Source organism: Nostoc sp. UIC 10890 (assembly GCF_054786515.1).
Genome location: NZ_JBSGKF010000001.1, coordinates 905,295 through 925,594, shown reverse-complemented (window position 1 = coordinate 925,594; position 20,300 = coordinate 905,295). Strand labels below are relative to the sequence as shown.

General features: G+C 41.2%; 23 protein-coding genes. 9 read left to right on the top strand and 14 right to left on the bottom strand.

Annotation, left to right across the window (positions count from 1 at the left end; translation table 11 throughout):
• Positions 1 to 11 precede the first annotated feature (11 nt).
• From ACWATR_RS03675 to ACWATR_RS03660, 4 genes are read right to left on the bottom strand one after another with little or no spacing between them, the layout of a single operon-like run.
• Positions 12 to 167, bottom strand: coding sequence for a hypothetical protein (locus ACWATR_RS03675; protein WP_460329628.1), 156 nt, complete (start codon positions 165 to 167; stop codon positions 12 to 14).
• The gene (xseB, locus tag ACWATR_RS03670) at positions 160 to 387 is read right to left on the bottom strand and encodes an exodeoxyribonuclease VII small subunit (protein WP_460329626.1); all 228 of its coding nucleotides are present in this window, start codon (positions 385 to 387) and stop codon (positions 160 to 162) included. The genes ACWATR_RS03675 and xseB overlap by 8 nt, the downstream gene beginning before the upstream one ends.
• On the bottom strand, positions 380 to 1,648 hold the full coding sequence (gene xseA / locus ACWATR_RS03665) for an exodeoxyribonuclease VII large subunit (RefSeq protein WP_460329624.1): 1,269 nt from the start codon (positions 1,646 to 1,648) through the stop codon (positions 380 to 382). The genes xseB and xseA overlap by 8 nt, the downstream gene beginning before the upstream one ends.
• Positions 1,649 to 1,708: 60 nt before the next feature.
• Entirely contained in the window at positions 1,709 to 1,927 is a 219-nt protein-coding gene (locus tag ACWATR_RS03660) for a type II toxin-antitoxin system RelE family toxin (RefSeq protein WP_460329622.1), read from the bottom strand.
• A gap of 544 nt (positions 1,928 to 2,471) precedes the next feature.
• On the opposite strand from ACWATR_RS03660, the gene recA reads away from it, so the two are divergent.
• Positions 2,472 to 3,551 carry a recombinase RecA gene (gene recA / locus ACWATR_RS03655; protein ID WP_460329620.1) on the top strand — a complete coding sequence of 360 codons (1,080 nt, stop codon included), beginning with the start codon at positions 2,472 to 2,474 and terminating at the stop codon, positions 3,549 to 3,551.
• Between the two features lie 294 nt (positions 3,552 to 3,845).
• On the opposite strand, the gene ACWATR_RS03650 is transcribed toward recA, so the two are convergent.
• The 3 genes from ACWATR_RS03650 to ACWATR_RS03640 all read right to left on the bottom strand — a co-directional run bounded on the left by ACWATR_RS03650 (position 3,846) and on the right by ACWATR_RS03640 (position 6,787).
• Positions 3,846 to 5,291, bottom strand: a complete 1,446-nt coding sequence (locus ACWATR_RS03650; RefSeq protein WP_460329618.1) for a glycosyltransferase — start codon at positions 5,289 to 5,291, stop codon at positions 3,846 to 3,848.
• A 74-nt stretch (positions 5,292 to 5,365) separates the two neighbouring features.
• A complete protein-coding gene (locus ACWATR_RS03645; RefSeq protein WP_460329617.1) occupies positions 5,366 to 5,587 on the bottom strand; it encodes a hypothetical protein in 222 nt (73 codons plus the stop codon).
• Positions 5,588 to 6,085: 498 nt separating this feature from the next.
• The gene (locus tag ACWATR_RS03640) at positions 6,086 to 6,787 is read right to left on the bottom strand and encodes a response regulator transcription factor (protein ID WP_460329615.1); all 702 of its coding nucleotides are present in this window, start codon (positions 6,785 to 6,787) and stop codon (positions 6,086 to 6,088) included.
• A gap of 322 nt (positions 6,788 to 7,109) precedes the next feature.
• Here ACWATR_RS03640 and ACWATR_RS03635 point away from each other — a divergent pair, with 322 nt between their 5' ends.
• Entirely contained in the window at positions 7,110 to 8,510 is a 1,401-nt protein-coding gene (locus ACWATR_RS03635; protein WP_460329613.1) for a sensor histidine kinase, read from the top strand.
• Between the two features lie 264 nt (positions 8,511 to 8,774).
• Positions 8,775 to 9,431, top strand: coding sequence for a transaldolase family protein (locus tag ACWATR_RS03630; protein WP_460329611.1), 657 nt, complete (start codon positions 8,775 to 8,777; stop codon positions 9,429 to 9,431).
• Between the two features lie 110 nt (positions 9,432 to 9,541).
• Here ACWATR_RS03630 and ACWATR_RS03625 read toward each other — a convergent pair whose 3' ends face one another.
• On the bottom strand, positions 9,542 to 10,435 hold the full coding sequence (locus ACWATR_RS03625) for a LysR family transcriptional regulator (protein ID WP_460329609.1): 894 nt from the start codon (positions 10,433 to 10,435) through the stop codon (positions 9,542 to 9,544).
• A 177-nt stretch (positions 10,436 to 10,612) separates the two neighbouring features.
• Between ACWATR_RS03625 and ACWATR_RS03620 the strand changes: the two genes are divergently transcribed.
• Genes ACWATR_RS03620 through ACWATR_RS03610 form a run of 3 tightly spaced genes read left to right on the top strand, consistent with a single transcriptional unit; the run spans position 10,613 to position 12,061 of the window.
• A complete protein-coding gene (locus tag ACWATR_RS03620; protein ID WP_460329607.1) occupies positions 10,613 to 10,897 on the top strand; it encodes a hypothetical protein in 285 nt (94 codons plus the stop codon).
• A gap of 5 nt (positions 10,898 to 10,902) precedes the next feature.
• The gene (locus ACWATR_RS03615; RefSeq protein ID WP_460329605.1) at positions 10,903 to 11,559 is read left to right on the top strand and encodes a glutathione S-transferase family protein; all 657 of its coding nucleotides are present in this window, start codon (positions 10,903 to 10,905) and stop codon (positions 11,557 to 11,559) included.
• Positions 11,525 to 12,061: a GNAT family N-acetyltransferase gene (locus ACWATR_RS03610; RefSeq protein ID WP_460329603.1), complete on the top strand. Its 537-nt coding sequence runs from the start codon at positions 11,525 to 11,527 to the stop codon at positions 12,059 to 12,061. The genes ACWATR_RS03615 and ACWATR_RS03610 overlap by 35 nt, the downstream gene beginning before the upstream one ends.
• Positions 12,062 to 12,195: 134 nt before the next feature.
• On the opposite strand, the gene ACWATR_RS03605 is transcribed toward ACWATR_RS03610, so the two are convergent.
• From ACWATR_RS03605 to ACWATR_RS03595, 3 genes are all read right to left on the bottom strand, one after another.
• Positions 12,196 to 12,750, bottom strand: coding sequence for a pyridoxamine 5'-phosphate oxidase family protein (locus ACWATR_RS03605; protein ID WP_460329601.1), 555 nt, complete (start codon positions 12,748 to 12,750; stop codon positions 12,196 to 12,198).
• A gap of 123 nt (positions 12,751 to 12,873) precedes the next feature.
• On the bottom strand, positions 12,874 to 13,398 hold the full coding sequence (locus ACWATR_RS03600; protein ID WP_181931406.1) for a DUF937 domain-containing protein: 525 nt from the start codon (positions 13,396 to 13,398) through the stop codon (positions 12,874 to 12,876).
• 143 nt (positions 13,399 to 13,541) lie between these two features.
• Complete coding sequence (locus tag ACWATR_RS03595) at positions 13,542 to 15,242, bottom strand: sensor histidine kinase (protein ID WP_460329599.1); 1,701 nt, start codon at positions 15,240 to 15,242, stop codon at positions 13,542 to 13,544.
• Between the two features lie 523 nt (positions 15,243 to 15,765).
• On the opposite strand from ACWATR_RS03595, the gene ACWATR_RS03590 reads away from it, so the two are divergent.
• On the top strand, positions 15,766 to 16,521 hold the full coding sequence (locus tag ACWATR_RS03590; RefSeq protein ID WP_460329597.1) for a thioesterase II family protein: 756 nt from the start codon (positions 15,766 to 15,768) through the stop codon (positions 16,519 to 16,521).
• 170 nt (positions 16,522 to 16,691) lie between these two features.
• Here ACWATR_RS03590 and ACWATR_RS03585 read toward each other — a convergent pair whose 3' ends face one another.
• Positions 16,692 to 17,093 (bottom strand): ExbD/TolR family protein, encoded by a 402-nt coding sequence (locus ACWATR_RS03585; RefSeq protein WP_069074637.1) that lies wholly within the window; start codon positions 17,091 to 17,093, stop codon positions 16,692 to 16,694.
• Entirely contained in the window at positions 17,077 to 17,730 is a 654-nt protein-coding gene (locus ACWATR_RS03580; RefSeq protein WP_460329595.1) for a MotA/TolQ/ExbB proton channel family protein, read from the bottom strand. The genes ACWATR_RS03585 and ACWATR_RS03580 overlap by 17 nt, the downstream gene beginning before the upstream one ends.
• Positions 17,731 to 18,073: 343 nt before the next feature.
• On the opposite strand from ACWATR_RS03580, the gene ACWATR_RS03575 reads away from it, so the two are divergent.
• A complete protein-coding gene (locus ACWATR_RS03575) occupies positions 18,074 to 19,498 on the top strand; it encodes an energy transducer TonB (protein WP_460329593.1) in 1,425 nt (474 codons plus the stop codon).
• 145 nt (positions 19,499 to 19,643) lie between these two features.
• Here the strand turns inward: ACWATR_RS03575 and ACWATR_RS03570 are convergent, their stop codons facing one another.
• Positions 19,644 to 19,865: a hypothetical protein gene (locus tag ACWATR_RS03570; protein ID WP_460329591.1), complete on the bottom strand. Its 222-nt coding sequence runs from the start codon at positions 19,863 to 19,865 to the stop codon at positions 19,644 to 19,646.
• Between the two features lie 189 nt (positions 19,866 to 20,054).
• Between ACWATR_RS03570 and ACWATR_RS03565 the strand changes: the two genes are divergently transcribed.
• Positions 20,055 to 20,300 carry a hypothetical protein gene (locus tag ACWATR_RS03565; RefSeq protein ID WP_084227393.1) on the top strand — a complete coding sequence of 82 codons (246 nt, stop codon included), beginning with the start codon at positions 20,055 to 20,057 and terminating at the stop codon, positions 20,298 to 20,300.

The window sequence follows — 20,300 nt, the reverse complement described above, 5'->3', positions numbered from 1 at the left end:
CCACCAAATTTTCAAGTTGGTGGTGCAACAATTCCTGCGCCGGTCTGAATCCCCGACTGATAGCGTTGCGGAAAGCGAGTCATCGAGCGTCGCGTCTTTATTCTGACTCCTGTTAGCGATAGCGGGGCGTTTAGCCCATTCTGACTTCTGAATTCTTCTTCAATCATCACTCAAAGTTTCAATCAACAAATCTACCTGCTGCTGTCGTTGCTGCAAAAAACTTTCACACTGGCGCAAATATTCAACAGCACTTGCAAATTGCTCAAATACCGCTTCCAACTCCAACTCACCCGCCTCGATGCGAGTAATAATTCCCTCTATTTCAGCAACCTTCGCCTCATAATTCCAATCTTCTTCAGAACTAGAAGCACTCTTACGTTTAACCATTAACCTCTCTGCGTCCTCTGCGCCTTTGCAGTTCGTTCACTTCTATAACCTTCACTTTAACCCCACCTTGCCCCAACTGAATCACTAATTCTTGCCCTACAGCCAACTCTGCCGCATCACGAGCGATCGCCCCATCTTCCCTTCTCACCACCGCATAACCACGCTGCAACACCGCTTTCGGGTCAAGACTAGCCAACTTTTGCCGCAATAATTCTAGATGTTGCGTTGCTTGCTGCGATCGCCCCGTCGTAATTTGCACCAAATGCTGACGCTTCCAAGCTAACTTTTCCACTTCCTGCTGTACTTGCCGATCTAAGCGCAAACGTCGCAAACGGTTTCGGAATCCTTGCAGTTTATTCTCAGCATTTTCCCTAAAGTCATGCACCGCTTCATGTAAAGCTATAACTCGCTGCCGATGCTCGGTATACAACTCTGAAAGTGCTGGCACAACCATTTCTGCCGCCGCAGTGGGTGTATGCACACAAGCATCTGCAACTAAATCTGCTAAAGATTCATCTCGTTGATGACCGATCCCAGTAATTATAGGAATGGAACAACTAGCCAGCGATCGCACCACTCGTTCATCATTAAAACAAGCCAACTCTTCCACCGCGCCGCCACCCCGCGATAAAATTAGCACTTCGGCGCGGCCATCTCTTTCCACCCGCTCAATTGCCTTGACGATAGATTCCGGCGCTTGCTCACCTTGTACTGTGGCTGGAGAAAATAAAACGTGTAAACCTGGATACCTTTGCTTGAGAGTTTTTTGAATATCACCCCAAGCAGCAGCCGTTGGTGAAGTGACGACAGCGATCGTTTGGGGGTGGATGGGGAGCGATCGCTTTCTTTGTGCGTCGAACAATCCCTCAGCCAGCAAACGATTTTTTAGTTGTTGATAGCGTAGCGCCTGTAAACCAACACCAGCCGGTAAAGTCTGCCAAACTGATAACTGATATTCTCCCCGTTGCGGATACAGGCGAATACTACCCAAAATGATTATCTGCTCACCGGGAACAGGCATTTGGGTGAGTTTTGGCAATTGGCTATTCCATACCACACACTTAATTCCGGCAGTGCGATCGGTATCTTGCAGTGTAAAAAATAATCCACTGCGATGGTGGTTAGCGCTGGAAACTTCGCCAGTTACCCAAACTTGCCGCAATTGTTCATCTTGCTCTAACAGCAAGCGGATATAGTCAGTTAATCCAGATACCGAAAGCGCTGTATCGAGAATCAGAGAGTCGGGAAGGTCGAAAGTCATCAAAGATGCCTGAAAGCATTTGTGCTGGAGAGATTCTAGCATTTTAATGAAAACCAAAGCCTAACCCAGTAAACGCTTCAATTTTTTGTAGACATCATCATCATTGTGCCTACCGACTAAAATCACTTCTATTAAATCGCGATCGGGAAAATACCTGTAAATAATTCGATATTCACCACTATCAACTCGATATAAACCCTGATAACCAGATAGCTGCTCACTATCAGCAGGTAAAGGCTCAACATTCAAAGTCAAAACCTTTTTTGCAAATCTTCTCATTTCAATTCTGGCTCAAGCTGTAGGACTCATATTTGATTTATGAAAAAAATAGTACAACTAAGAAGCCTTCTTGCCTGTTGCCTATTGCCTATTGCCTATTGCCTATTGCCTGCCTACGCAAATTAGTTCAGAAATCAAAGCGGATTCCTATATATTGATGTCGGGGAATACTAAGGTTTATGTTGTGAGTGAGCAAAATTCAACGGTTTATTGATCGCGTGGCGTTGTACTAAGCTTTTATCTCTCCAAAATCAAGCAGTCTAGCTATGTACACTGCGTCAGGGTCAGTTGTTTAGGTAATTTTTTCTTTGAAAACCCTTGCTTACCCAGCCAAAAAAAGCTATCTCTGAATGCAAGTTGGTATCATTGTGCAAAACTACCCTAATCTGGTAGCGATCGAGTTACGATCTTGTCACACCCTTTTTTGATTTGAGAAGTCCTATTCCAGAATTTTCTGGTTAAAATAGTATATCTGTTCTACTCAAGCTCCGAAACCAACACTCCTTAAAACCATATATTTAGATTAGAGGCATTAGAGGCAGAAATGGCTATAAACACCGATACTTCCGGCAAGCAAAAAGCACTGACTATGGTGCTAAACCAGATTGAGCGCAGCTTTGGTAAAGGGGCAATCATGCGCCTGGGCGATGCTACCCGGATGCGGGTGGAAACGATTTCCAGTGGAGCGCTTACCCTAGATTTAGCATTGGGTGGTGGTTTACCCAAGGGGCGGGTAATTGAAATTTATGGGCCGGAAAGTTCCGGTAAAACCACAGTAGCGCTACATGCGCTCGCCGAAGTGCAAAGAAATGGCGGTATTGCTGCCTTTGTTGATGCAGAACACGCCCTTGATCCTACTTATGCTGCGGCATTGGGTGTAGATATTGACAATTTGCTGATTTCCCAACCTGACACTGGCGAATCAGCTTTGGAAATTGTTGATCAGCTTGTGCGCTCTGCTGCGGTTGATATTGTAGTAATTGACTCAGTAGCAGCACTGGTTCCCCGTGCTGAAATTGAAGGCGATATGGGTGACGCCCACGTTGGACTGCAAGCGCGGTTAATGAGCCAAGCTTTGCGTAAAATTACTGGTAACATTGGTAAATCTGGTTGTACAGTAATTTTCATCAACCAGTTGCGGCAAAAAATTGGTGTTACTTACGGTAGCCCAGAAACTACTACTGGCGGTAACGCATTAAAATTTTACGCTTCGGTACGCTTGGATATTCGCCGAATTCAAACCTTGAAAAAAGGTACAGAAGAATTTGGTAATCGCGTTAAAGTCAAAGTCGCCAAAAATAAAGTAGCGCCGCCTTTCAGAATAGCGGAATTTGACATTATTTTCGGCAAAGGTATTTCTACCTTGGGTTGTGTTGTTGACCTAGCAGAAGAAACGGGCATTATTATCCGCAAAGGAGCTTGGTATAGTTACAACGGCGATAATATCTCCCAAGGACGAGACAACGCCATTAAGTATCTAGAAGAAAAGCCTGAATTTGCTGAAGAAATTAAGAAACTGGTGCGTGAAAAGTTAGATAAAGGCGCTGTTGTTTCTGCTAACTCTGTAGCTAAAGCCAGTGAAGAAGATGAAGAGGAAGAAGTCGATTTAGAGCCAGAAGAATAAGGAATGTGGATTTATTAATCTGGAACTGCTAATAGATGGTGCGTTATGAAGAGATATAACGCACCTTATTTTTTCCAAAAATCGAGATTTGGGCATTGTTATACCAATTTGAAAAAAGAATGCGACAAATAGACCATTTGTAGAGACACGATTCATCGCGTCTTTACCCAAGTATGTGTTGCAATCATTAATTTAATTGGTATTAAATACAAGAATGTTTGATATGTACGTCTTGCCCAATGATTTTTCGGTAATCAGTTCCCTAATGTGATTTTGCAGGAAATATGATTTTATTTAACTGCTTGCCCACTGGACAATGCCATTAGAAAAAGAGTCAATTAATTTTTCTAAAGCTTTAATTTCATTTGATTTCAAAGCTTTCGACTTCAACAAATTTTGTATTTGCTTTTCTAAATCTGGAGTTAACTTTTTAGTTTGAATAATTTCTTGAACAAATGTATCCAGTGTTAAAGATTGATAAAGCTCGTGAACTTGAGCGGCAACTCCCTGAGTGCTAAAACGAGACTGAACCCAATTTTGTGCAGCATTGCCATAGCTTTGTTTTAGAGTTGGGCTTTGTAATAGACTGTGAATAGCGATCGCTAATGCCTTAGAATCACAAGGAGGAACTAAAAATCCGGTTTCACCATGCACTACCGTATGCTGCAATCCTCCCACATTACTAGCAATTACGGGTGTTCCGGCTGCCATTGCTTCAATCGCCACTAAACCAAAAGGTTCGTAATAACTCGGTACAACGCAGATATCCCCGGCGGCATAGTAAGCAGGTAACAGCGCTTGAGAAATTCTTCCAGTGAAAACTGTAACGGCTTCCAATCCCAGGTCGTTCACCAAAGTTTCAATGCGTTGTTGTTCTTTGAAGTCTGCTCCATCTTCACGACAACCACCAACTAAATAGAGTTGAAATGCTGAAGGCAACAAATTGGCGCAAGCTCTGACTAGGGTTTCAACTCCCTTGCGGGGGTCAAAGCGTCCTACATACAAGATAATCTGAGAATCTGGAGCAATTCCTAACTGTTGGCGAGCAACTTCTTGACTTACAGAACCAAAGTGTTCGGTATCAATTCCGCAGGGAATAACTTTAATACGTCCATGTTGCGAAATTAACTGACGTAAGTCTTCTACTTCTTGAGGGCTAGTGGATATAACATAATCTGCTTGTTCTAAAATTGCCTTCTCCACACAATCACGAATTGCTGCAATCTGCGGCGGATTCTCCACATTGCGGTATTTAACTGCCCCTATAGAGTGATAGGTATGAACTTGAGGTAATCCCAATCGAGATTTAAGTTCTAATCCTACCCAACCAGAAAGCCAATAATTAGTGTGAATCAACGCATAGCTGCGCCCTGTTCGGTTTTGAAAATCCAGCCAAGCTTCTACAAATTCTGGTAGGTATTCAAATAAATTATTTCTAGAAATGAATTCTGCTGGCCCAGCATTTAGACGAATAGTACGACATCCTGGTGCTAACTCCACAATTTCTTCTTGGTTGGGGTATTCGCGTCGGGTAAACATATCAACCTGACAGCCGCGTTTTGCTAATGCTAACCCCAATTCTCGCACGTAGACATTTTGACCACCTGCCCCTTCTTTGCCAATTTCAGCTGTCGGGTCGCCATGAACTGAAATTAGCGCATACATGGGTTGAGAATTTGGCGTTTCTGGAGCAGAATTTTCTAGAGATTTAACTAAATTTAAAGAGGCAAGAGTATTCATAATTACAATTTCCTTGTAAATGACACAAAAATTCATAAATTGGTTACTTGTAGTAAAACTTCTAATTTTACAAGTTACTTATCATCCAAAGAAACGTGCAAAAACCTTCTAGGAAACATAAACGAATGGCTTACACTTTGTTTTTTATTAGTTTGAGAGCATTCTGAAAGAGAATCAATTAATAACCGAATTGCTTCATTAATTGATATTTGATGCTCTCCTGCATAAACTCTTAGCTTGCGATACTCATTGTTGGTAATAACAAGATTAGAAATATTTACTGAAAAACGAGACATAAAAATATCCTTAAATTTCAAATAAACTTCCCAACGTACTTTTGTTCTGATATATTACGCTTGAAAAGTTGAAATATCGGTTAGGAATGGGGGAAAAATCGGTGATTAAAAAAGTAATGCTATCTAACTAAATGAATCTCCATAGGATTCCTATTTGATTTTTGAAAAAAATCAGTACACTTGAAGAGGCTTGTTGCCTATTGCCTATTGCCTATTCCCTAATTACGCAAATAATTTCATAAATCAAAGCGGATTCCTATATATTAGGACTAGTATTTTATTTTTGAAATCTACTTAGGCTATGTTAGCGATAGCATAATGCAGAATTATAAGGTTGTGGTGTGTTAGCGGAGGTCAAAATTAAAATTCTCCAAGTCAATAATTAAATCGATTTGGAGAACTGGTAGTGTAATGAGGTTAATTTCAGTAATTTAATTGCAGTCTAACAATCAATTGTGGAGATAATGGGCAAATATAAGGTAGAAATCGGTTAGTTTTCTAAAGCTGCTTTAATCGATAGCCCAATCCATGAACTGTCTCAATAAAATCATCGGCAGCACCTGCGTCTTTAAGTTTATACCGTAAACTTTTAATGTGAGACTTAACAGTTTCTTCGCTGGGTGGATCATCAAGCGACCAAATACGCTCAATAATTCCGGCTCGACTTAACACCCGCCGACCGCTTGAAACCATTAGTTCTAAAAGAGCAAATTCTTTGGGTGTTAGGTGTAAGGACTGGCCAGCATAGGTGACTTCATAAGTGCTAGGATTTAAACGCAGATTACCCCAACCAAAGTCTAGGAAAGATGTGGTGGCATTATTACGGCGCAACAGTGCGCGAACACGAGCCATTAACTCTGACATTTCAAAAGGTTTGACCATATAATCATCTGCCCCTGCATCCAACCCGGTAATTTTGTCACCAAGGGTATCGCGTGCTGTTAACATGAGTACAGGTATTGTGCGATTGCGCGACATGCTCCGCTCCCCAATAGGCGATCGCAAGCGTTGACAAAAACTCACACCATCTAACTTGGGTAAGGTAATATCTAGCACCACTAAATCATATTCCAAGACTTTGATGGAATCCCACGCTTGTTCTCCATCTTGAGCCACATCTACCACATATTGACGATCAGTTAGGGCTTCCATCAGCATTTCTGCTAGCTGTACATCATCTTCAACTACCAAAATCCGCATTGTTAGAATATTCGTGAATTAAAAAACTAGGATGAATCCCAATATCTAACCTTAATACTTTCAATTTGAGTTAGGACAAGGAAATATATAAAATTAAAATTCTCCAAACAAACAATTAAATTTATTTGGAGATATTTTAGTGCAAAGGAGTTGATTTTATATAAAACTTTAACAACTAGTTGTGCAGATAAAAGGCAAAAATCGGGTAGAAATCGGTTAGTCATAAAAGTAATTCTGAACTAAGCCTCTGTTGGAAAATATTTACTTTGGTGTCAGGTCTTGGATTAAGATATGGACTCTGAACCATTAATTGATTTTTTCTATGAAATGGTCGCTGGAAAGAAAATGGATTGCCTCTGGTTTTGGCTTGTGTTTATTATTAATGGGTACAGTTAGTCTTATTTCTTACCAAAATGCTACTCAGTTAATTGCAAGTAGCAATCAAGTGAAGGACACGCATGAGGTAATGAAAAATATTATCGACATCTTTGCGACACTAACCGATGCAGAAGCAGGACGTAGGGGTTATATCCTATATGGAGAGCAATCAGAACTAAAACGTTACTATCAGGCAATGCAAAGCCTAGATGCCAAAGTTCAAAAGTTGCAGCAACAAATTGCTGATGACTCCTCTCAACAGCAGCAACTAACGAAGCTAAAATTCTTTATTACTCAAAGAATTGAGTTATCTAAACAGTCAATTAACCTCAAAAAAGCAGGTAAATCAAGCTTTGCTATTCAAGCACCTCTAATTATTCAAGGCAACCAAAACCGTAATCAAATCCGTGAAATACTTACCCAAATGCAAGCTAGGGAGGAACAGTTATTGCAAATTTCGGTCAGAGATTCTCAAGATAATATCCGCAACCGGATGTTAATTGAATTCCTCGGTACTTTCTTGAGTTTTGCTATTTTACTAGGGGTTTATGCCTTGCTTTATCAACAATTAGTTAAGCGCCAGCAAGCAGAAACTATTCAAAAAACTCTAGCTCAAGAAAAAGAACTTAGTGAATTGAAGTTGCGTTTTTTTTCAATGGTATCCCATGAATTTCGTACACCATTGAGTATTATCTTAGGGTCGGCTCAACTATTGGCTCAAAGTAATCAGCAGTGGACAGAAGAAAAGAAACTTAAAAATCTGTATCGCATTCAATCTTCAGCTAGGTCAATGAACCAGTTACTGACCGATATTTTAACTTTGACTAGGGCAGAAGCTGGTAAATTGGAATTTCATCCAGAACTGATAGATTTGGAAGCATTTTGCATTAATTTAATAGAAGACCTCCAATTTTGTAATCAACAACAGCATACTATTAAATTTATCAGTCAAAGTAACTGTACTCATGCCAAATTAGATGAAAATCTACTGTATTCGATTTTGACTAATTTACTCTCAAATGCAATGAAATATTCACCTCCAGAGGGAAGGATTTTCCTAATTCTTAGTTGTGAACCACACGCAATCATTTTCCAAGTCAAAGATAATGGTATAGGAATTCCTTCAGAATTTCATCAGCATTTATTTGAGCCTTTTCATCGTGCTAATAATGTAGGCAAGATAGTTGGCAGTGGACTAGGACTGGCTGTGGTGAAAAAATGCTTAGAAATACATCACGGAGAAATTTATGTAGATACTGAGGTAGGAGGCGGAACAAGTTTTACGATAAAATTTCCCCAACAGGGAACAGTAATAATCAAGAATAAATTAAGCAGTCATAATTAATGAAAATATCCTGCTTCTGAAAGACTTCCGGATGGCCGTCCTGAAACAATATAAGAATCCGCTTTGATTTTTGCACTTACTTGTGTCGGCAAGCAATAGGCAATAAGCAATAGCCTGTTTGAGTTGTACGGTGTTTTTCAAAAATCAAATATGAGTTCTAGAGTATGCTAAGGGCTAGGAAATAGTACAGAATATTTTGATAGGTAAGAAAGTCTAAGTTACACATCTGGTACATTAATTTTAACAATCGATTCAGGAAAAATTATGGCACTATATCTAGACTCAGCGATCGCATCGGAAGCTGAAGTTGTTAAGCTTTGGGGATGGGTGAAAGGTATTACAACAAATCCCACGCTGTTGTCTCAAAGCGATACTCCACCAGAAACCACGCTGAAAAAATTGGTTGCCTTGACTTCTGGCCCGTTATACTATCAACTTATGGCATCTGATAAAGCTGGGATGCTAGCTGAAGGTAGAAAAGCTTTCGAGATTATTGGTTCACAAACAATTTTGAAGATTCCCGCAACACCATTAGGTTTTGAAGTGGTGGCGAGTCTATCGCCAGAGATTACGTGTTCAGTGACAGCGATTTACAGTGCAGCACAGGCAGCAGTAGCACGGGAAGCAGGAGCTAAAATTGCCATAGCTTATGTCAATCGAGCTACTCGGTTATTAGGTGATGGTATTGCTTTGGTGCGGGATATGGCTAGCGTACTCAAAGGCAGTGATACGGAAATCTTGGCAGCTAGTATCAAATCTCCTGAAGAAGCAGCCGCATCATTGCAAGCTGGGGCGCATCATTTGACTTTACCACTAGCAATGTTGCAGGCGATCGCAACTCATGAATTTTCACAAAAAACTGTTGAAGAATTCGCTAAAGGAGGCATTGGTTTAACTAATTCGTATAGGAATCTGCTTTGATTTTTGAATTGAGTTGCGTATACAGGCAATAGGCAAGAAGGCAATAGGAAAGAAGGGTTTTTTAGTTTTACGGAGTTTTTTCAGCAATCAAATATGAGTCCTATATGTGATCAATAAGCGAATTTAGCTAAACTATAAAAGTCAAATTTTCTCAACATCTCCAGAAATGTGAACACCGCAGGTACTTGGAGAACATTAGATAAAATTGCAGTTGCAATAACTCTTTCAAGTGGTGCAGGTAAACTATATACCTGAACCTTTGGGGGAATGGGTACAGCTGCTAAACGAGGCATAATAGCTGCTCTCAGTCCTTGATTTACCATGCTAACGACTGTGGAATCTTCTTGAATGTCGCTAGCAGTATTGATTGGAATTGCCAAAGTCTTCAGGTGGTTGTGAAGAATGCGTCCACAGGGTGTACAAGGAAGCAAAACCGGCGGATAGGCTGCTATGTCTTCCCACGTAATTTTCGGACTGCTAATTTTGGTATGTGGTGGTAGTAAAGCTACATATTCATCCCGAAAAATTTCCCAGGTTTCAAATTCCTCACCAGTTGGTAGACAAGTAATACCAATATCGGCCCGTCCATCACGCAAACACTGTTCTACATGCGTGAAAGCAGAGCACTCTATGATTGTGACAGCAATTTCTGGGAATTGATCGTGAAATTGTGCGATCGCTTTTGGTAATAGATGGGTGGCGACACTCCGAAAAGCCGCAATTCGCACATGACCACCGTGTAAACCTTTATGCAGGTTTGCTTCATGTTGCATCATCTCTAGATGCTGCATTGCTTGACGCGCATGATACAAAATCCGCTCTCCAGCTGGTGTCAGCACAGCACCGTGACGACCTCTGGCAAATAAAGGCACACCCAGTTCTTCTTCTAGGGTGGCAATGGCATGACTAATCGCAGGTTGGGAAAGCTGCAATTCAAAGGCTGCCTCACTAAAGTTACCACGCTCTGCTACTGCAACTATGGCTCGAAGTTGGGATAATTTCATGGGCAATTGATGAAAACAAGAGTATACACATCCTGACTTTATTGTGACAAAAAGGTTGTATTAGTGACTTTTCATATCTATAAATCCCATTTATAGAACCTATGCAAGCCATGATTTGATTCCTAACTGAGATGTTGCTACTGTTTTATCTACTGAGCAACTTTCAGAAACAATTCTATGAATAATCACATTAGGTGTCTACCAACAGAAGATATAGAAATAAATTGTAGTCCGTTATCCCAGAAAAAAATTAGCTCAAATTTATGGAAATCTCTGCATAGTTTATGGAAAAACCTTTTCAAAAAACTCCTAGAAAATCCTAACGAATTACAAGTTTTTCAAAAGGTTGACCGCCACGGTAATATTTATTGGCAAGCTTACGATCCTGCTACGGGAAAATATTTTTCTTCAGGTTCTCAAGCAGATGTGTGTATGTGGATTGAACAGCTTTATAGATATTAAAAAAAATGACACAACTTACTTTAGTAATTGGCAATAAAAATTATTCATCTTGGTCACTTCGTCCTTGGTTAGCGATGAAGCAATTCGGTTTAGAATTCAATGAGATTCGGATTCCTCTCTACAACAACCAAGATTTTTCATCAAAAATTCAGCAATACTCGTCATCAGGAAAAGTACCTGTATTATTGCACGATACACAAACGGTGTGGGATTCTCTCGCGATTTGTGAATATCTAGCTGAAACGTTTCCAACTTTGCAATGGTGGCCAGAGGATAAATCGGCAAGGGCATTAGCCCGTTCCATCAGTGCGGAAATGCACTCAGGGTTTCAAAATTTGCGTCAGAATATGCCAATGAACTGCCGTACTAAATATCCTGGGAAAGGTTTAGTATCCGGTGTACAACAAGATATTGACCGCATTACTAGTATCTGGCAAGAATCACGTCAAAAATTTGGGGCTGGTGGCAATTTATTGTTTGGCAAGTTCACTATTGCGGATGCGTTTTTTGCTCCAGTTGTTCTGCGGTTTGTTACCTATGATGTGCAGTTAGATACTATTTCTAGAGATTATGTTGAGGCAGTTTTGGCACTTCCAGCAATGCAAGAGTGGATAAATGCAGCAAAGAGTGAGACAGAAATTATCTCTCAATACGAGTTTTAGAGAAATAGCAAATAAGAAGAATATGAAGGGGAGAAATATTTTAATTCGAGATGCAAATCAAAGAGATATTCCTGCCATAATGGAATTGATTCATTTAAAAGCTGAATTTGATGGTTGTCTTGAATCTGTAGAAGCAACTCCTCAAAAGCTAGAAATTGATTTGTTTGGAGAAAAGCCCCTTGCTTTTGTTCTTTTGGCTGAAGTTGATGGGGATACTATTGGGTTGGCAACCTATCACTTTATCTATTCAACTTTTTTAGCAAAACCTGGAATTTGGCTTGATGATTTATATGTCAAAGTTGAATATCGAAGCCACCGAGTTGGTCAGGCGTTAATGCTACGCTTGCGCCAGATTGGGCAGGAAAAAGGTTGCGGCAGAATTGATTGGACTGTAGCTGTATCTAACGAAGGTGGAATCAAGTTTTATGAAAAAATAGGTGCAAAGCTCATCAATAAAGTGAAATTGTGTCGCTTAGATGGTCTAGGTATTACAGTAAAGTAGTTATTCTAGTACAGCACGGCGTAAATAAACCACCCATTCCCAATCAACAAAACCCTTACGCTGTCTTCATTTTTAATTTTTAATTTTTAATTCCGCCTTGCGGTACTAGTGCCCACCCTACAAGCAACAAAGTTTCAGGTTAATTTACTCAGTGGTGTTGGTAAACCGTCAATGCTGACTAGATTTTTCTGCTGTTGATATTCTCTAACTCCCTCTTCGCCTTTTTTATTAGCCCAGTTTACTAGAGTCTGGCGCTGACCTCGATATTCATAGAGTGGTACACCAAAACCACAGGATATCTGGATTTTTTCAATATCAGCGACGATAATTTGACGAGTTCCAGGTATCGGCAAAAACTGAGAGTATAGAGAGTTCCAGTCTGGAGAACTCGGTAGAATCGTGCTTCCTTGACCGTAAAGACGCAGGATACACGCAGGTTCTTCAAAAGCACAAAACATAAAGGTTATCCGCCCATTTTCTTCCAAATGGGCGGATGTTTCGTTAGCATTGCCTGTGAGGTCTACGTAACCTACTCGGTTGGGAGAGAAGATGCGAAAGCAATCCAAACCTTTAGGAGACAGATTAATATGGCCTGTAGGACTCAAAGGTGCAGAGCCAACAAAGAAAAGGTGTTGGGCAACAATAAAGTCTTGCAGTTCCTCTGTAATACAGTCAAAAAGTTTAGCCATAGACTGTCTGATTTATATTTGCAGATTTCCCATATTCTCAGCCTATGTCTTAGCTAGGAATCTAGCAAGGCCTAATTGCCGATGTCTAGCTTATCAGAAGGGAGTGGGGAGTGGAGAAAAGTGTTACCGTTTGATGTATCGACTAGCCATTTGGATGGCATCAGCAATATCGACATCACCATCGCCGTCAGCATCTAAGAAGGAATTCAGTACAGAATTTCCGCCAGCTTGGGGATTTTGAGCATTGGCACCTGATTGCAAAAAATTCAGTACCAAAGGTACGGCTAAAGGTAGCAATTGTTGAACTATCCCCGCATCTAACCCAGTGCGTTGGGCAGCAATCTGAGCTACCTGTTGTTGTATCTGAGGAGAAAATAGCGAATTGACGGCTTGGGGGTTAGGAGAAGTCCCAGCATATTGATTCACTAGAGTTTGTGCAGCTTCATTCCCATCAGTGGCTTGCTTTTGTTGTAAAGCAGAACGCACTTGGCCACCCACAATTGACAAAACTGATTGGATGGTAGATGGGTCTGCACCTGTACGATCGCTCAACTGCTGTACAGTGTTAACGATACTTCCCAACTGACCTAAACTGCCCTGTTGATTGGGATTAGCGACGGCACCGAGAATTTGATCGAAAAGTCCCATAAGTTTGTTTTTTCCTTTGTTCTCAAAAAGCTTGCTAAAACTAGCTTAGAGTCTTTATGTGTAGGCAGACTTGCGTCAGTCTCCTAAAACATTAGGACACGCAAGCTTCATAATGAACGAATAAAATTTTGCAAGCTACTAGCTTAAGGATGAGAAATTGGTAAAGCCAACGCAAACTCTGTTCCTTGATTTAGCTCAGATTTGCAAGTAATTTTACCTTGATGTTTTTCTACCACAATCTGATATGCGATCGCTAGCCCCAAACCTGTACCAATACCGCGTGGTTTGGTTGTAAAAAATGTTTCAAATATCTTTTGCTGATTTTCTGGTGAAATACCAGGGCCATTATCCACAATTCGCACGATCGCTAAATCATTCTGCCAACATTCTGTGATAATGGTGACTTCGGGTAAAAATTCGGGATTTTCAGCTAATTTTTCCTCTAATGCATCGATGGCATTACTGAGAAGATTCATAAATACCTGATAAAGTAAACCTGTATAGCCTGGAATCGGTGGAATCTCTCCATAATTGCGAACAAGGCTAATCCCATTTTTCAGGCGATTGTTCAGAATCAACAGTGTACTATCTAGACAAGCGTGTAGCTCTACTAACTGCGCTTCCCCGTCATCTAAACGAGAGAAATCTTTCAAACTCCGCACAATTTCTCGCGTGCGGTCAGCGCCAACTGTCATTGAGTTGAAGAGTTTTGGCAAATCTGCTTCCAAAAATTCCAAATCAATTTCTTCTGCTAATGTTTCCACCGCAGGCGAAGGGTGAGGAACTTCGGCTTTGTATGTTTGCAGCAGCGCTAATAGATCGTCAGTATAGGTTTTCGCGTGTACAAGGTTTCCAGAAATGAAATTTATCGGATTATTAATTTCGTGGGCGACACCAGCCAGCATCCTTCCTAAACTAGACATTTTCTCACTTTGAATGAGTCGGATTTGGGACTCGGCTTGTTGTTCTTCTAAAAGGTGCTTCACCTGTTGAATAAGTTGATTGAGGGAGCTACTTAACGCTCCGACTTCATCTTGTGTAATTACAGGTGCTTGCAAGTCAAAATTAGCTTCTTGGGTAACTCTTTGGGCAATATTCGTCACCGCGTTAATGGGATAGGCGATGATTGTGCTTGTGTAGAAAGCCAGGATGGCAGCGATCGCCACTGACAGCAGCATACTAACAATAATAATCTGAGCTTGGATTAACGCAGCCTTTTCTTGAGCTAAATGAGCCTCATCTTGCCGTTGTTGAAGCGTTTTGGCAAAGTCGGTTAACTCATGGGCAAATTGATAAAACTTCAGAGCATCCTGACTTTGACTGAATTTTGAGATTAATTGCTGCGCTTTTGTAGCTCCCGATGGCTGTGAACTTAATGGCAAAATTTGCCGAATCAGTAACCTGAATTGTTCAAAATATCCGGCTATCGTGCTGTTATATTTTGTGAACAGAGCTTGTAAATCTCTTTCCGAAATAGTTTGACTAAATTCCTGCGCTTGAGCAAGCAAGGTTTCGGCATCCGCTAGATCGCTTTTGAAATCAGCAATTCCCCTTTGCAAAGATTGCGGCTGCTGCAAAAAAGGCAGTATTTCTTGTTGGTGAATCTGTATTTCCAAGAGTTCGCCTTGCAAACTACTTAACAAGCTTCCTTCTTCATCAACCACGATCATTTGTTGTTTAGCTTGCTGAAAATAGCGATCGCCTATTACCAACCCCGCTGTTGTTCCCAAAACTGCAATTCCCAAAGCCAGACCGTAGCCATAAAAAATTTTTTGCCGAATACTAAGCTGGTGGAATCCTTGTTTTACCCAGTTTAAGTATCTTAATTTAGGTGTCGCAATCATGGTACAACTCGCTGTTGAATTTTTTTTAGTAGGTGTTTTTTCATCAAAAACAAGAAATCCAGCCGCAAGTGAGTAAGAACACATTTGATCCAAAATGCGCTCTTAGTTTATCAAAAGTTGCTTTTTTCTACCCTAGCGAAAAATACTGAAATTATGAAGATTAGAAGTCGCGGCTACACAGACAAAACCAGCCCGAGGGGGTTAAAAACCTTCAATTCTCGTTAGTCCAGTGGCGAATTATATTCCAATACGTTTGGGTTAAGGGCTACTGGCAAAAATTTTGGGTTTTCGAGACGCGATAAATCGCCGTCTCTACAAGTGTTTTGGTCTTATCTGAACTGTATTGAATTATATTCGCCCTATACTTTTCAAACAAGCTCTTATCCGAACCGTATTGGAATATCACTCAGTTTTCCAATTAGAGGTATGCACCAATGACCAATGACAAATGACAAATAACCAATGACTACTTAATCCAACCGACTTTATATAGTAGAGAAATAATAAATTGCGAGTAAAAAAAATGACCTTCAATTCCTGGGTTATCTGTCCACAACCAAATCCTAAAGCCAACTTGCGTTTATTCTGCTTCCCCTACGCTGGTGGTAGCTCGGCAATTTTCCGCACATGGCCTAATAATCTACCTAGTAATGTCGAAGTTTGTGCTGTGGAATATCCGGGACGGGGAAGACAGATTAAGTTAGCGCCATTGACGCGATTAGAATCTCTCGTTCAAGCGATCGCTCCAGTTCTGATACCATATTTAGACAAGCCATTCGCTTTCTTCGGTCACAGCATGGGTGGATTAGTTAGCTTCGAGTTGACCCGTCTACTCAACTCTCAGTATAGTCTTGCTCCCTTTCACCTCTTCATCTCTGCTCGTCGCGCCCCACAAATCCCCCTGACAAAACCACCGCTCCACGTCCTATCAGACCATGATTTGATTCACGAGCTACGCAATCTTAACGGTACACCTCAAGCAGTACTAGAGAGCACGGAACTGATGCAGATGTTCCTCCCTATTTTACGGGCAGATTTTGCCGTTCTGGAAACTTATATTTACACTCAAAAACAACCACTAGAGTGTCCTATTAATGTTTTTGGTGGTTTGCAAGACCAAGAAGTTAGTCATGAGGAGCTACAAGCATGGCGAGAGCAGACAATCGCTGCTTTCTCATTACATGAGTTCAATAGTGACCACTTTTTTATCCATTCACACCAACAATCATTACTTAAACTTATATCTCAAGAGTTGCAGATGCGTAAGCGCAGTTCGTAAATGAAGAGTGCTGAGTAATAAGAAGAGTATTCAGCACTTATCACTCAGTATGGTAAACATCGCCCCTGTGTTCATCACATAAACTTTTGCTTCCTCTGCTCACTTTACTGAAGCAGAGGGCAGTTTTCCCGCTGCCTTCTGCCTTTACTGATAAGTAATATTTATACTTATTATTTTTGGGTAGCGATCGCTAATTTTGCCCCTGGAACCTCACGGACTCGATCCATCACAGCCACTACCTTCCCGTGGCCAACTTTTTCATCAGCATTAATAATCACTAACATTTCTGAGTTTGAACCAATTAAAGTCCGCACTTGCTGTGTCAAATCATCAACTGCAACTTGTTTCTTGTTTAGGCTTACCACTCCTTGTTCATCTACCGTGATCGTAATTTTAGAGGGAACTTGCTGTTGTTTTGCCGTAGCTGCCTTCGGTAAATTTACAGGTAAACCTTCTGAACGGGTTAAAAACAGAGTTGACATGATGAAAAATGTCAAAATTGCAAAAATCACGTCAATCATCGGCAAAATGTTGATCTGTAGCGGAAGTTCTGGTTCATCTGGTAGACGCATAAGTTTTTTCTCCTCTTTCATAACGACGGCGGTAGAGTAATTCTAGCTGTCCCCCATACTCCTGAATTAAGGCAATTTGCCGCTGATACAGTCCCCGAAAGGTATTGGCAAACATGAGTATGAATATAGCAACTATCAATCCTGATGCTGTTGATACTAGGGCTTCACTAATCCCAGCGGTAACACTTGCCGTTTTACTACCTCCCACATCACCAAGATTTAGGGAAGCAAAGGAGGTTATCAATCCTAATACTGTGCCGAGAAGCCCTAACAGAGGTGCTAGACTAACGATTGTCTCGAAAAGGTTTTGGAAACGTTTTAACACAGGGATCTCAGCCTGCGATTCGCTTTCTAAAGCCAAACGAAATTCCTCTGGATTTGGCTCCTCTAATTCTAAAGCTGCCAGAAAAATCCGGGCGAGTGGCAAATCTGCATTTTTTTGAAGTTTATCCATTGCACCGACAACATTATCGAGTCGGTAGAGATTCAAAACATCCCGCACCACACGGCTTTGACGCTGATTTATCCTTACCCAAAACCTAATCCGCTCAATGATCAGTGCCACACCCAATACCGAAAATGCCAACAGGGGCCACATGACCACACCACCTGCTGCAAACAAATTTTGAATTCCCATGTAGTGCCTCTATAACCTCATCCACAGTACAAAATCAGACTACCAGAATCTAGCGGAAAGCTGAAAGTTATTCTCAATAAAATATAAAATATAATGATAATTTTTTCAAATGTAACTATCATGAATTTTATTTAATTGTTTGTTGGTTTTATATAAATTTATTTAATTGAATTGAAACAAAAATTAATTTTGTCTGAAAACCATGATTTTAGTAGTTTGATAAAGATGTTTTTACTAGTACGTGGTTCCGTAAGGCTATATCAAGTAATTTTAATTTTTTACTTGATATTTGTAACCGTACATTCTAAGATGACTGAGTTAGTGAGAATAGGTAGCAATAGCTATGAGCTTTTCCGGCATTACTGTCGAGCAACGTTCCAAAGAAGTTGAGGCTCTCAAGTCTTTTCTGACTTACAGTCTAATAGGTTCACTGGCGCTGCATATCGGCGTACTGTCCTCAGGCATAGGCAATTATTTGACGAGAGTGCCCACAGAAGAAGATGACGCAATAGAGTTTGCGATCGTGGATTCTCCGATTGCCGAACCAGAAAAACCAATTGCAGAGATTCCAGAAGAAATTAAAGAAGAACCAGAGATTGTCCAAAAACAGCCTATAGAAACTCCACAAGTACAAAAAACAGTACAAGAATTTATTGAAAGACCAAAAATTCAGCCAGTTCAAGAACAACCAAAACAAACTACTCAAAACCCTCAACCAACAAATAGGGAAATTGCTCCCAAGACAGAAGCCCCTGTGACAGCTGTTGCTCCCTCCACAAACCAAGGTAGTGAAAAGTTAAGAGGAGTTTTGAGCGAACTAAGAGATTCACGAGTCAGTCAAAACACTGGCGGGGGTGGCGGTGGTAGTGGAGTTCTCACAGGCTCCGGTTCTGGTGTTGCTTTAGGTACGGGTTCAGGAAGTGGCTCTGGTAGTGGTACGGGTTCAGGAAGTGGCTCTGGCTCTGGTAATGGTACGGGTTCAGGAATTGGCTCTGGTACAGGCAATGGAGCAGGAAACCGTCTGCCAGTAGCAACAGCGCCAACACTTCCAAAAGTTAACACTTCAGGTAATGGTAATAGTAATGGTCGTGCAGCTTGCCGCGAATGTAATGCCAAGTATCCAGAGGCAGCAAGACGGCGAGGAGTTGAAGGCAGAGTAGAAGTAGCTGTAGATACTGATGCCCAAGGTAATGTTACCAATGTGCGGATTGCTCGCTCCAGTGGAAACCGCGACTTAGATGAAGAAACCGCTAGACAAGCGCGTAACTGGAAACTAAAACCCGCAGAAGGAGGTAGACAAGGAGTATCCATAGCAACTGAATTTGCCATCAAAGGTTCACGGCGATCGCGCCAAGTTCAAGAACGGCAAGCACAAAGACAAGCACAAAGGCAAGCAGAAGAAAGAACCCAGCAAACAAGGGCTGCCAATTCCACAGAGGAAAATCCAAGACGCCGGCGCAGAGAGTTGTCACCCCCATCAAAACCAGCAATATCTGGATTTAGTAGACGGTTGCAACCTCAAAGAGTCGAAAATACTGCTACAAGCCCATCATCTGGAGCTAGAACAACTCGCACTCAAGGAACTGCAAGAGAGTCCTTACGCCGCATCCAGCGTGAACGAGCGACTACTAATTCATCACAAAAGCCACAACCAACCACAAATCGGCGGCGGCGAAGAGATAATGCTAGCCAAAACAAGTTGCGGGAATCTTTGCGCGGTTTACGCAAACAACCTCAATCGCAACCTGCTGCTCCTAGTCAGGAGTAATCTGTCAACATAATTCGTAATTCGTAATGACGCTCGCGGACTCGCTACCGCTACGCTAACGTAATTCGTAATTCAACGAATAAAGTCTTGACTACGAACTTATTTATTAAATCACCGCCTCCTGTTTTTAGGAGGCGGTTGTTTTTTAGACAGGAATGGCTTCGTTAGGCGTCACCCCTCTACCATGAGGAAGAGGGGTTAGGAGTGCGGTAATTTTATGATGGGCAATTAGACACACTGGCGATCGCTTGATTTGCAAATCGATGGAAGTGGAAGTGAGTAATTCTGCACTTCTCCATCCCCAATTTCTCTGATGAGGGCAATGAAAATCGCCTGCGCCTAAGGAATGGTAGTAGTGTTTGCTCATCACCAATTATATGCTGAGAAGATAGTCAATGGCTAACTCTCAAGTTGCTCATCTGCACTTTATGTCTAGATGTCAAATTCACTGATTTGAATAAAACTTCTACATAAACACACACTGATGCGGTTTGATTTGCTTGAATAGCTATATTGATAGGACATTGATAACGTCGGCAATTCACAATTCCTAATTATGGCAAGTAAATTCATTGATGTTAGGGAATATACTGTCAGGGCGCACAAAAGACAGATTCATACTCGTGTTTTCCAGTTTGTCTGTAAAGAGTGTAACGATCTGACAAAGCGCGAGACTTTCGGCCCTCGACCCTTATATTGTGAGAGATGTCGCCCTCCCCAAGCGCCCAAGAAATCCCAGCCAACATCTCAAAAAGCAAAACCCAGAGCAATGTCTTACAAAAGTGACATCGATTTAAATTGA

Coding starts and splice junctions, on each gene's coding strand:
- ACWATR_RS03640 (WP_460329615.1), bottom strand. CDS start 6,787: ATGCGGATTTTGGTAGTTGAAGATGATGTACAGCTAGCAGAAATGCTG.
- ACWATR_RS03650 (WP_460329618.1), bottom strand. CDS start 5,291: ATGAATACTCTTGCCTCTTTAAATTTAGTTAAATCTCTAGAAAATTCT.
- ACWATR_RS03580 (WP_460329595.1), bottom strand. CDS start 17,730: ATGGGAATTCAAAATTTGTTTGCAGCAGGTGGTGTGGTCATGTGGCCC.
- ACWATR_RS03645 (WP_460329617.1), bottom strand. CDS start 5,587: ATGTCTCGTTTTTCAGTAAATATTTCTAATCTTGTTATTACCAACAAT.
- ACWATR_RS03605 (WP_460329601.1), bottom strand. CDS start 12,750: ATGGCTAAACTTTTTGACTGTATTACAGAGGAACTGCAAGACTTTATT.
- ACWATR_RS03660 (WP_460329622.1), bottom strand. CDS start 1,927: ATGAGAAGATTTGCAAAAAAGGTTTTGACTTTGAATGTTGAGCCTTTA.
- ACWATR_RS03615 (WP_460329605.1), top strand. CDS start 10,903: ATGACACAACTTACTTTAGTAATTGGCAATAAAAATTATTCATCTTGG.
- ACWATR_RS03585 (WP_069074637.1), bottom strand. CDS start 17,093: ATGCGTCTACCAGATGAACCAGAACTTCCGCTACAGATCAACATTTTG.
- xseA (WP_460329624.1), bottom strand. CDS start 1,648: ATGACTTTCGACCTTCCCGACTCTCTGATTCTCGATACAGCGCTTTCG.
- ACWATR_RS03675 (WP_460329628.1), bottom strand. CDS start 167: ATGATTGAAGAAGAATTCAGAAGTCAGAATGGGCTAAACGCCCCGCTA.
- ACWATR_RS03630 (WP_460329611.1), top strand. CDS start 8,775: ATGGCACTATATCTAGACTCAGCGATCGCATCGGAAGCTGAAGTTGTT.
- ACWATR_RS03600 (WP_181931406.1), bottom strand. CDS start 13,398: ATGGGACTTTTCGATCAAATTCTCGGTGCCGTCGCTAATCCCAATCAA.
- ACWATR_RS03590 (WP_460329597.1), top strand. CDS start 15,766: ATGACCTTCAATTCCTGGGTTATCTGTCCACAACCAAATCCTAAAGCC.
- ACWATR_RS03575 (WP_460329593.1), top strand. CDS start 18,074: ATGAGCTTTTCCGGCATTACTGTCGAGCAACGTTCCAAAGAAGTTGAG.
- ACWATR_RS03595 (WP_460329599.1), bottom strand. CDS start 15,242: ATGATTGCGACACCTAAATTAAGATACTTAAACTGGGTAAAACAAGGA.
- xseB (WP_460329626.1), bottom strand. CDS start 387: ATGGTTAAACGTAAGAGTGCTTCTAGTTCTGAAGAAGATTGGAATTAT.
- ACWATR_RS03565 (WP_084227393.1), top strand. CDS start 20,055: ATGGCAAGTAAATTCATTGATGTTAGGGAATATACTGTCAGGGCGCAC.
- recA (WP_460329620.1), top strand. CDS start 2,472: ATGGCTATAAACACCGATACTTCCGGCAAGCAAAAAGCACTGACTATG.
- ACWATR_RS03570 (WP_460329591.1), bottom strand. CDS start 19,865: ATGAGCAAACACTACTACCATTCCTTAGGCGCAGGCGATTTTCATTGC.
- ACWATR_RS03620 (WP_460329607.1), top strand. CDS start 10,613: ATGAATAATCACATTAGGTGTCTACCAACAGAAGATATAGAAATAAAT.
- ACWATR_RS03625 (WP_460329609.1), bottom strand. CDS start 10,435: ATGAAATTATCCCAACTTCGAGCCATAGTTGCAGTAGCAGAGCGTGGT.
- ACWATR_RS03635 (WP_460329613.1), top strand. CDS start 7,110: ATGAAATGGTCGCTGGAAAGAAAATGGATTGCCTCTGGTTTTGGCTTG.